The following is an 11,166-nucleotide window of genomic DNA, read 5'->3' on the forward strand; positions in this document are numbered from 1 at the left end:
GGCTTATGCAGTCCAATATTTGCAGCTGCAAGAAGCGTTGGGTAAATAGATGCGCGATTACTTTGTCGATCTCCATATCCATATCGGGAGAACGAAATCAGGCAGAGCGGTAAAAATTACAGGAGCAAAGTCCCTCACATTCAGTAATATCATCAGACATGCGCGGGATCATAAAGGCCTCAATATGATTGGCATCATTGACAGCCACTCGCCTGAGGTTCTGGGTGAAATGGAAGAATTGCTGGCGGCTGGAGAATTGATAGAGCATCCTGATGGCGGGTTAATGTACGGAGGGATGAGCATTATCCCAGGTTCGGAATTGGAAATTAATGATGAGGATACACAGGGTCCGATTCATGTTTTATGTTACTTTCCGTATCTTGAAACAATGCGAAGTTTTTCAGAATGGCTTTCACTGCACTTGAAAAATATTCATTTAAGCTCACAGAGAGTTTATATTTCAGGCAGGGAACTGCAAAAAAAGGTGAAATCCCTTGGTGGGATTTTCATCCCTGCCCATGTATTTACTCCTTTTAAAAGCCTTTATGGCAAGGGAGTAAAACAATCTCTTTCTGAAGTTTTCGACCCGGATATGATAGATGGAATCGAACTTGGCTTAAGCGCTGACACCATGATGGCGGATCAGCTTTCAGAGCTTCACAAGTATTCCTTTGTGACCAATTCAGATGCCCATTCTCTCGCGAAAATTGCGAGGGAATATCAGAAAATCGAAATGGACCAGCCTTCATTTCGTGAGCTCCAACTGGCGCTGAAGCATGAAGGAGGCAGACGCATAAAGGCCAATTATGGTCTCGACCCACAGCTGGGGAAATACCATCGCACGGTATGCGCCGAGTGTTTCACCCACACCCATTCATATGAGGAAGCTTGCTGCCAATGCGGATCGATTAAAAAGGTGAAGGGTGTTGCAGACAGGATTGCCGAATTAAAGTCGGAGGAAGTATTCAAAGGATACAGGCCGCTGTACATACATCAGGTGCCTTTGGAATTCATCCCCGGGCTGGGACCGAAAATGCTTGAAAAACTTCTCGACCATTTTGGCACGGAGATGGCAATCCTTCATTCAGTACCTTTTGAATCTCTAAAAGTAGTCATCCCAGAAAAGACTGCGGCGATCATCGATAAAGCACGCACTGGCCAGTTAGCATTCCATGCAGGCGGCGGTGGCAAGTACGGAAAGATAGCAGATAGATAGATAAAATCCGGAAATTCATTTTCCGGATTTATTTTTTGAATGTGTGTTAAATTTCATATGCTAATTTTTTGCACCTGTTTAATTGGAGCGGAGGGCACTCGACTCCTGCTTGACTAGCGGCCAAGATGAGACCCCGCAGGCGCAAAGCGACAAGGAGGCTCACCTGACGCCCTAGGAAGAATTTGTTCATGAAAAAGCTGGCACTTGAGCTTTTTCATAATTCTTCCCCGCGGAAAGCGAGTGCCTGGCGCGGAAATCAACAGACAATTTTAACATCGCATTTTTGAAAGAAAGTGAGTATATAAACCAAAACTATCATTACTAAACTAGTTCAAAAATTCATCACTCATAGTCATAGATATCAAGTCCGGGCATATGATTGTATTAACCAATATGCAGGAGGAAGAGTGATGAAGAAGAGAAAGTACCAGGACGTCGCAGCAAACCATTTCCGAGAATATTCCTCAATCTATCTTTTTGTTATTGTCCTGTTTTTAATGGGAGTCATTTTCGGGGCAGTAATTGTGAACAGTCTCAGCTTCACTCAAAAAGAGGATTTGTTCTATTATTTATCACAATTTTTTGGACAGGCAGCAACAGGGAAGGTTGCTGATGGCAGGGATTTATTTCTGCAAAGCTTTTTACATAACGGGAAATTCATTGGACTCATCTGGATTTTAGGTGTTTCCATCATTGGTCTTCCTGTTATATTAATTCTATTGTTCATGAAGGGCATGGTTGTAGGATTTACTGTTGGTTTCCTTGTTAACCAGATGGGCTGGGATGGCTTTTTGTTATCCTTTGTGTCCATCCTGCCACAAAATTTCATCATAATTCCTGTATTTATTATTACTGCAGCAATGGCAGTAACTTTTTCGTTAAAAATGATCCGCAACCAATTCATGAAAAAAATCAATCAGCCAATCATGCCACAATTTTTTCGTTATATATTCTCCTTTGTAGCTGCAATTGCATTTCTTGTTGCAGCCGCTGCGGTGGAAGCTTATTTATCGCCAGTACTTTTAAAAGCGGTAATAAATTCAGTTAATTAAACTTATTTTCAGGTGATAATAACTCTGGTTTCTTATTTGTAATAATTTTATTTTGATTCTCAATACCCTTCTGATATAATAAAAGGACAGTGGCGGGGGAGTGAGAGTAACGAAATGGAAACTAGAATTGATAGAATCAAGAAACAGCTGCATTCGTCCAGCTATAAATTAACGCCGCAGCGCGAGGCAACCGTACGCGTTTTACTTGAACATGAAGAAGATCACTTAAGTGCGGAAGATGTGTATTTGCTTGTAAAAGAAAAGTCTCCTGAAATCGGATTGGCTACGGTATACCGCACGCTTGAATTACTAACTGAATTGAAAATTGTCGATAAAATCAACTTCGGGGACGGTGTGTCCCGTTACGATCTCCGCCAGGAAGGCGCTGCCCATTTTCATCACCACCTTGTCTGCATAGAATGCGGTGCAGTTGATGAAATCCAGGACGATCTTCTAGAAGACGTGGAAGAAATCGTTGAAAGAGACTGGAATTTTAAAATAAAAGACCACCGCCTGACATTCCACGGCATTTGTTACCGATGCCAGGAAAAAGAAACGGCTGAAACTGAATGATCTAATAACCTTTTCTCACTTAGAGAGAAGGTTTTTTATTTGCTTTTGGCTGTGTTTGATTTTAGCACCTGTTGATTGGAGCGGAGTCCTCAAATCCTGCGGGCTCACCTGATGCCCCACGGAAAGCGAGTGTCTGGAGCGGAAATCAACAGTCTAATTTAACATAACTTACTTTTAAAAAAGCTCGCAGGTATATTTCTTGTCCAAATTGGCATAAAGATTAATAAGAATAAGTATGACCGGCTGAAAAAACGGTAGCTTATCATATTAAACCAATTACGGGGGCAATAAATATGAAATCCTGGTTTGGGCTAATTGCGCACACTTTGAAAGTGTTTATATTGTTCACTGGATGCACAATCCTATTCTATTATGGTATCATGTGGATTAATGAAGAGTATGAGAGTTACCACCGGTATGATGCACCGGAAGGAGCAGCCATTAAAGTTTCGGGAGCATCCGACCAAAATGATGGCGGCATGCTCGAAAGGCTGTTACTGTTTTATCTGAATGGGGAGTAATAAACATGGAAGACAGGCTCGATGACTTTATCCACTTTTTAGTAGTTGAAAAAGGACTTGCTAAAAATACCATTGTTTCCTATAAGCGAGATTTGAATAGTTATATCACTTATTTAAAAAATGTAGAGCAGCTGGAAGATTTGAACTCGGTCCAGCGCCCGCAGATCGTCCACTTCCTTAGCCACCTAAAAGACACAGGCAAATCTTCAAAAACACTCGCCAGGCATATAGCTTCTATTCGGGCTTTTCATCATTTTCTGCTGAGGGAGAAAGCGGTGGACCATGATCCCACCGTTCATATAGAGAGTCCGCAGCATGAGCGCTCTCTGCCAAAGGTTCTCAGTATGGAAGAGGTAGAAACCCTGCTAGAAAGTCCAAAGCTGACTGATCACTTTGGCTATCGCGATAAAGCCATGCTAGAAATGCTATATGCAACAGGTATCCGGGTCAGTGAATTAATCGGCCTTAAAATTGCTGATGTCCATTTAACAATGGGTTTTGTCCGCTGTATGGGAAAAGGAAGCAAGGAGCGGATTATCCCAATCGGCAAAACAGCATCAGATGCAATAGAACAGTATCTAGAAAAAGGCAGACCAAAGCTTATATCCAAAAAACAGCGAGATGACTCTTTGTTTTTGAATCATCATGGCAAAGGGTTGACGAGACAAGGATTCTGGAAAATTTTAAAGCGTCTGGCCATGGAAGCTGGAATCGAAAAGGAACTGACTCCACATACAATGCGCCATTCTTTCGCTACGCATTTACTTGAAAATGGTGCAGACCTGAGGGCTGTCCAGGAAATGCTTGGACATGCTGATATTTCGACTACACAAATTTATACACATGTAACCAAGACAAGATTAAAGGATGTTTATACCAAGTTTCACCCAAGAGCTTAATAGTTTCATAGAATTGTCAAAAAGCTGGCCAAAAAGCCAGTTTTTTTACTTGTGTTTTTAGTTATTTTTAGTAAAATGAAGATGTCAGACTTCTGACAAATGAAAACGCATTAGATTATCCTAACCTAAAAAGGGTAACATAAAATTGTAAATAAGATGGAAACGCATTCAAACTCTAAGGAGGAGAAAAAATGTCGCATACATATAAGCGGGTGTTTTTGATTGTCATGGATTCTGTGGGAATTGGAGAGGCACCAGATGCAGAAAAGTTCGGAGATAAAGGATCGCATACTTTGGGTCATATCGCTGAACGAATGAACGGATTGAACATGCCGAACATGGGCCAACTCGGTCTTAGCAATATTGAGGAAATTAAAGGGATTCAGCCTGCGCAGAAACCTTTGGCATTTTATACAAAGATGGAAGAGGCATCAAACGGCAAGGATACGATGACAGGACATTGGGAAATCATGGGCCTTAACATTCAGACGCCGTTCCAGGTGTTCCCTGATGGATTCCCTGATGAGCTGATCTCAGAGTTAGAATCACGTTCAGGACGAAAAATCATTGGTAATAAGCCTGCCAGCGGTACTGAAATTCTTGATGAGCTTGGCGAAGAGCATATGAAAACTGGTGCTTTGATTGTTTACACTTCTGCGGATTCTGTATTGCAAATTGCTGCTCATGAAGAAATTGTGCCAATCGAAGAACAATATGAGATTTGCAAAATTGCCAGGGAACTGACCCTGGATGAAAAATATATGGTTGGAAGAGTAATCGCACGTCCATTCCTTGGCGAGCCAGGGAACTTCAAGCGGACGTCCAACCGCCATGACTATGCGCTAAAGCCATTTGGCAGAACAGTGATGAATGAAATGAAGGATGCTGGCCTGGATGTACTGGCCATAGGTAAGATCTCTGACATTTATGACGGTGAAGGGGTGACTGAATCACTTCGCACAGTGTCGAATATGGATGGAATGGATAAATTGCTCCAGACCTTGGATCAGGACTTCACAGGTTTGAGCTTCTTGAATCTTGTTGACTTTGATGCTTTATTCGGTCACCGCCGTGATCCAGAAGGGTACGGAAAAGCACTGGAAGAGTATGATGCACGTCTTAATGAAGTATTTTCTAAGTTAAAAGACGATGATTTGCTCATCATAACTGCAGACCATGGGAATGACCCAGTTCATTATGGAACGGACCACACAAGGGAATACGTGCCGCTCCTAGTGTATTCTAAGGGAATGGCTGAAGGTAAAGAATTGCCAGTCCGCAAAACCTTTGCTGATATCGGAGCAACAGTTGCGGAAAACTTCGAGGTGCAAATGCCTGAACATGGCACTAGCTTCCTTAAGGAACTGAAATAAGGAGTGGAATTCATGGATTACAATCAAATTCAAACAGCAGCATCATTCATTAATAACAAGCTACAACAACAGCCGAAAATCGGGCTGATCCTTGGTTCTGGACTTGGAGTTCTTGCAGACGATATCCAAAATTCGGTCAAGATCCCTTATAACGAAATTCCAGGATTCCCTGTATCGACTGTTGAAGGCCATGCTGGCCAGCTAGTATGCGGACAGCTTAGCGGCGTGGAAGTTATTGCTATGCAAGGCCGTTTCCATTTTTACGAAGGTTACAGCATGGACAAAGTAACTTTTCCAGTACGCGTTATGAAAGAGTTAGGGATTGAGAAGCTAATTGTTACTAACGCTGCAGGCGGAGTGAATGAAAGCTTTACACCTGGCGATTTGATGATCATCACTGACCATATCAATAATATGGGGACCAATCCTTTGATTGGGCCTAATGATTCACGCTTTGGCGTGCGTTTCCCTGACATGAGCGAAGCTTATTCGAAGAATTTAAGAGGTATCGCAAAAGAGGTTGCTGGACGCTGCAATATTACTATTAAAGAGGGCGTGTATGTGGGAAATCCAGGACCGGTTTATGAAACGCCTGCTGAAGTAAGATTGGCACGTACGTTAGGCGGAGATGCAGTCGGTATGTCAACAGTACCGGAAGTAATTGTCGCAAGGCATTCTGGTTTAGAAGTACTTGGAATCTCATGTATTTCGAATATGGCAGCAGGCATTCTTGACCAGCCGTTAAGCCATGATGAAGTTATTGAAACAACTGAAAAAGTAAAATCCAGCTTCCTCACATTAGTAAATGAGATTGTTAAAGCAATTGGGTAAAAACGAATAGCTGCTGCCCGGCTAAATATTAATAAGTGGTGATAATGATGAGAATGGTTGACGTGATAGAGAAGAAACGTGACGGACATGAATTATCAACGGAAGAAATCCAATTTTTCATTGATGGCTACACTGCAGGCACGATTCCTGATTATCAGGTAAGTGCTCTTACTATGGCGATTTTTTTCAAAGGTATGACTGAAAAAGAACGCGCAGACTTGACTATGGCGATGGTTGCATCAGGAGACCAAATCGATCTGTCCCAGATTGAAGGAGTTAAGGTTGATAAGCATTCAACTGGCGGCGTTGGCGATACAACGACACTTGTATTAGGACCATTGGTTGCTGCTCTTGGTGTTCCAGTCGCTAAAATGTCAGGACGAGGTCTTGGACATACTGGCGGAACAATCGATAAACTCGAAGCAGTGGAAGGCTTCCACGTTGAAATCGACAATGACGAATTCATCCGTCTGGTAAATAAAAATAAGATTGCTGTAATCGGCCAAAGCGGTAACTTAACCCCAGCTGATAAAAAGCTTTATTCATTGCGTGATGTAACGGCAACAGTTGACAGCATTCCTTTGATTGCAAGCTCGATCATGAGCAAGAAAATTGCTGCAGGTGCAGACGCTATCGTGTTGGATGTTAAAACTGGCGCAGGCGCATTCATGAAGACACTCGATGATTCCCGCGAATTAGCCAAAGCGATGGTCAGAATCGGTAACAATGTCGGACGCAGGACGATGGCAGTCATTTCTGACATGAGCCAACCGCTTGGATACGCAATTGGAAATGCGCTCGAAGTAAAAGAAGCGATCGATACACTGAAGGGTGAAGGTCCTGAAGACTTAACGGAACTATGCTTGACTCTCGGAAGCCATATGGTATTCCTTGCGGGAAAGGCAAACTCTCTTGGTGAGGCTCGCAGCATGCTTGAAGAAGTAATCAAAAACGGCTCAGCACTTGAAGCATTTAAGGTGTTTTTGAGCTCGCAGGGCGGCGACGCTTCGGTAGTCGATGATCCTAGCAGGCTTCCACAAGCAAAATATACTTTCGAACTTGAAGCAAAAGAAGCTGGTTATGTAGCGGAAATCGTAGCTGATGAAGTTGGAACAGCGGCAATGCTTCTTGGAGCAGGAAGAGCGACAAAAGAATCAGAGATTGATTTGGCTGTAGGACTGATGCTTCGCAAAAAAATCGGCGACAAGGTAGAACAAGGCGAGTCGCTGCTTACAATTTACAGCAATTTTGAAGATATTAGCGAAGTAAAAGAAATGCTGTATGAAAATATCAAGGTTTCAAGTGAGCATGTAGATGCACCAATTTTGGTACATGAAGAGATCACAGAATAATTTTAACCAAAGAAGTGAAGGAGTTTCTCCTTCACTTCTTTTTTTTATATTCTTCATTTGTATAAAAATGGATTCATTGGAAAAAATAGACCCTATAAAGATAGGAGGGTTATGTCCATGAATCTGAAAAAGTTAGTCAGTTTACTGCTTGTAAGTATTTTGAGCACTGCTTTTATAGTACCAAAAGGATATGCCAATGAAGGGGATCCAGGCCTTGCAAACGAAGCCAGCTCGGCAATTTTGATTGAGCGAGACACTGGAGAAGTGTTATTTGAAAAAAACAGCCTTGAAAAGCTTCCGCCTGCAAGCATGACGAAAATTATGACCATGCTTTTAATTATGGAGGCTCTCGATGAGGGCAGGCTGAAAATGGATGAGAAGGTTCGTACAAGCGAGTATGCCGCCTCAATGGGTGGTTCCCAAATCTTCCTTGAACCAGGAGAAGAAATGACCGTTGAGCAGATGCTGAAAGGAATTGCGATTGGGTCTGGCAATGATGCAGCTGTTGCGATGGCCGAACGTATAGGCGGCTCAGAAGAAGCTTTTGTAAAAATGATGAATGATAAATTAAAGGAATTAGGTCTTAAGAATACAGTTTTTAAAAATACGACAGGACTGCCTGTAGATGGCCATTACAGCTCTGCCTATGATATGGCCATGATGGCAAAAGAACTATTGAAATATGAGAAAATAACAAAATTCACTGGAACATACGAAGATTACCTGCGTGAGGATTCAGACAAAAAGTTCTGGCTTGTCAATACGAATAAGCTAGTTCGTTTTTATCCCGGCGTCGATGGTTTGAAAACTGGATTTACAAATGAAGCGAAATATTGTCTTACAGCCACTGCTCAAAAGGAAGGTATGCGCGCAATCGCAGTAGTGTTTGGAGCTCCTACTTCCAAAGCAAGGAATGCACAGGTGACGAAGATGCTGGATTATGCATTTAGCCAGTACCAGACACATCCTATGTTCAAAAAAGGTCATCCACTTGGCAAAGCAGCAATCAGCAAAGGTGATAAGCAAATGGTAAATGCCGTAACATCTGAAAGTGTCTCACTTTTAACGAAAAAAGGGGAAGACATCAAAGATGTAAAACAAAAAATCACCCTAAATAAGTCCTTAAAAGCACCAGTTGAAAAAGGAGACAAGGTAGGCACGCTGAAGCTTGTGAAAAATGGGAAAGTATTGGCCGAAACACAGCTTGTTGCGGATACAAAAGTAGAAAAAGCGAATTGGTGGACGTTATATAAACGTTCGTTTGGAATGTTTACCCGCGCTGGAAGCCAAAAATAATGGTTTTTCACCAGCTGTAAGCCATATAACTATTTGACAGCGATTATTTACTTGTTGAATGCAATAATTCAATCTATGAATGAGATATCACTAGTTGGATGAGGAATATATCACCAGTTGTAGAAATGTAACTGCCTTAAGATGATGGAACATACTTTCCTAATCATAAGCAAGATAGAGTTGTCGAATGCTCTGTCATTACATCTAGTTTTAGCGAATTCGCACTAGTTTTGTTCTTAAGAAGGAATTGCCTTGGGAAATAGAGAATTTGACTCACTATACCAGATAAGGAGGCTTGGATAGTGAGTCTTAACATTGATATGGAAGTGAAGCATGACGTCTTATGTATTCGAATTAGCGGTGAGTTGGACCACCATACAGCAGACCAGCTTCGCGAGCAGGCAACAAAAGCCCTTGAGAGTGAAAATGTCCGCCACATTGTCTTAAACCTTGAGCACCTTTCCTTTATGGATAGTTCTGGCCTTGGTGTAGTTCTAGGAAGATATAAGCAAATTAAACAGCTCCATGGAGAAATGGTCGTTTGTGCGATCTCACCGCCAATCAAAAGGTTATTTGACATGTCGGGTTTATTTAAGATTATCCGTCTTGAACCGACTGAAGAATATGCATTAGAGAGATTGGGGGTTGCTTGATCCATGAAGAATGAGATGAATCTTCAATTTAGCGCGTTAAGCCAAAATGAATCTTTTGCGAGGGTAACCGTTGCTGCTTTCATTGCGCAGTTGGATCCCACTCTTGATGAGCTGACTGAAATCAAGACGGTTGTTTCTGAAGCGGTTACGAACTCGATTATCCATGGTTATGAAAATGATGCCCATGGAATGGTGTACATCTCTGTTTTATTGCAGGATGGTACTGTTGAAATGCTGATTAAGGATGAAGGTATTGGCATATCTGATATCGATGAGGCCATGCAGCCTCTATACACGTCTAAACCTGAACTGGAGAGATCAGGGATGGGCTTCACGATTATGGAAAATTTCATGGACGAAGTACAAGTGAGATCAGAGCCCGGCTTTGGGACAGAGATTCGTTTGAAAAAGCACCTGTCAAAGAGCAAAGCGCTGTGCAATTAAGGGAGTTCTGCCTATGGATGTGGAGGTAAAAAACGATAATAGCCAAACGTATCTTAAGGACCATGAAGTCAAAGAACTGATTTTGAGAAGCCAGCAGGGAGACCAGGCCGCCAGGGATTTGATTGTCCAAAAAAACATGCGGCTTGTATGGTCTGTCGTCCAGCGCTTCCTCAACAGAGGGTATGAACCGGACGATCTTTTCCAGATTGGCAGCATCGGACTTTTGAAATCAGTTGATAAATTTGACTTGTCGTATGATGTGAAATTTTCAACCTACGCGGTTCCAATGATCATTGGAGAAATACAGCGCTTCATCAGGGATGATGGCACTGTAAAAGTGAGCAGGTCATTGAAAGAAACCGGTAATAAAATCAGGAAAGCGAAAGATGAGCTTTCGAAAAATTTTGGCAGGGTACCAACTGTCAATGAAGTTGCGGAGTATCTCCAGCTTTCTCCTGAAGAAGTAATCATGGCACAGGAAGCCAGCCGCACACCTGCTTCCATACATGAAACAGTTTATGAGAACGATGGAGATCCAATCACCCTGCTTGACCAGATTGATAATGGAGAAGAGGGACGATGGTTCGATAAAATCGCTTTGAAGGAAGCGATCAATGAACTTGATGAAAGGGAAAAGCTGATTGTGTATCTGAGATATTATAAAGACCAGACTCAGTCGGAGGTAGCATTGAGGCTAGGAATTTCCCAGGTGCAGGTCTCGCGACTTGAAAAGAAAATACTTCAGCAAATGAAGGGCCGTATGGATATTTAATATCCGTACGGCTTTTTTACATATACTAAAAGCTGGGGCTGTTTATAAGCCTAATAGTAATTTTTGCTCTCTGTTGATTGGAAAGGAAGGCATCGACTCCTGCGGAAAGCGACTGCCTGGAGTGGACATCAACAGCCACGGTTTAACAACGAAACCAAAAAAGGACCGGGCGGTGTTTGCCCGG

General features: G+C 42.3%; 12 protein-coding genes. All 12 read left to right on the forward strand.

The genetic code is table 11. The features are described 5' to 3' along the window. Positions 1-49: 49 nt before the first annotated feature. The 12 genes from WB217_RS07735 to sigF all read left to right on the forward strand — a co-directional run bounded on the left by WB217_RS07735 (position 50) and on the right by sigF (position 10,982). A complete protein-coding gene (locus tag WB217_RS07735; protein ID WP_423992196.1) occupies positions 50-1,216 on the forward strand; it encodes an endonuclease Q family protein in 1,167 nt (388 codons plus the stop codon). Positions 1,217-1,626: 410 nt separating this feature from the next. After that, positions 1,627-2,268 (forward strand): stage II sporulation protein M, encoded by a 642-nt coding sequence (gene spoIIM / locus WB217_RS07740; protein ID WP_423992198.1) that lies wholly within the window; start codon positions 1,627-1,629, stop codon positions 2,266-2,268. A gap of 114 nt (positions 2,269-2,382) precedes the next feature. Continuing rightward, the gene (locus WB217_RS07745) at positions 2,383-2,841 is read left to right on the forward strand and encodes a Fur family transcriptional regulator (RefSeq protein ID WP_207499878.1); all 459 of its coding nucleotides are present in this window, start codon (positions 2,383-2,385) and stop codon (positions 2,839-2,841) included. A 293-nt stretch (positions 2,842-3,134) separates the two neighbouring features. Continuing rightward, positions 3,135-3,362, forward strand: coding sequence for a YqzK family protein (locus WB217_RS07750; protein ID WP_207499877.1), 228 nt, complete (start codon positions 3,135-3,137; stop codon positions 3,360-3,362). A gap of 5 nt (positions 3,363-3,367) precedes the next feature. Beyond that, positions 3,368-4,261: a site-specific tyrosine recombinase XerD gene (xerD, locus tag WB217_RS07755; protein WP_423992201.1), complete on the forward strand. Its 894-nt coding sequence runs from the start codon at positions 3,368-3,370 to the stop codon at positions 4,259-4,261. Positions 4,262-4,452: 191 nt separating this feature from the next. Then, the gene (gene deoB / locus WB217_RS07760; protein WP_423992203.1) at positions 4,453-5,634 is read left to right on the forward strand and encodes a phosphopentomutase; all 1,182 of its coding nucleotides are present in this window, start codon (positions 4,453-4,455) and stop codon (positions 5,632-5,634) included. 12 nt (positions 5,635-5,646) lie between these two features. Further along, the gene (locus WB217_RS07765; protein WP_423992205.1) at positions 5,647-6,465 is read left to right on the forward strand and encodes a purine-nucleoside phosphorylase; all 819 of its coding nucleotides are present in this window, start codon (positions 5,647-5,649) and stop codon (positions 6,463-6,465) included. Positions 6,466-6,512: 47 nt separating this feature from the next. Continuing rightward, entirely contained in the window at positions 6,513-7,817 is a 1,305-nt protein-coding gene (locus tag WB217_RS07770; protein WP_423992207.1) for a pyrimidine-nucleoside phosphorylase, read from the forward strand. 123 nt (positions 7,818-7,940) lie between these two features. Further along, entirely contained in the window at positions 7,941-9,113 is a 1,173-nt protein-coding gene (locus WB217_RS07775; RefSeq protein WP_423992212.1) for a D-alanyl-D-alanine carboxypeptidase family protein, read from the forward strand. Positions 9,114-9,415: 302 nt separating this feature from the next. Beyond that, on the forward strand, positions 9,416-9,766 hold the full coding sequence (gene spoIIAA / locus WB217_RS07780; RefSeq protein WP_335428069.1) for an anti-sigma F factor antagonist: 351 nt from the start codon (positions 9,416-9,418) through the stop codon (positions 9,764-9,766). A gap of 3 nt (positions 9,767-9,769) precedes the next feature. Then, complete coding sequence (gene spoIIAB / locus WB217_RS07785) at positions 9,770-10,210, forward strand: anti-sigma F factor (protein ID WP_423992210.1); 441 nt, start codon at positions 9,770-9,772, stop codon at positions 10,208-10,210. Between the two features lie 13 nt (positions 10,211-10,223). Next, positions 10,224-10,982 (forward strand): RNA polymerase sporulation sigma factor SigF, encoded by a 759-nt coding sequence (gene sigF / locus WB217_RS07790; RefSeq protein ID WP_335428072.1) that lies wholly within the window; start codon positions 10,224-10,226, stop codon positions 10,980-10,982. Positions 10,983-11,166: the final 184 nt, after the last annotated feature.

Origin of the sequence: Mesobacillus sp., assembly GCF_049588175.1 — a bacterium.
Lineage (GTDB): Bacteria > Bacillota > Bacilli > Bacillales > Cytobacillaceae > Mesobacillus.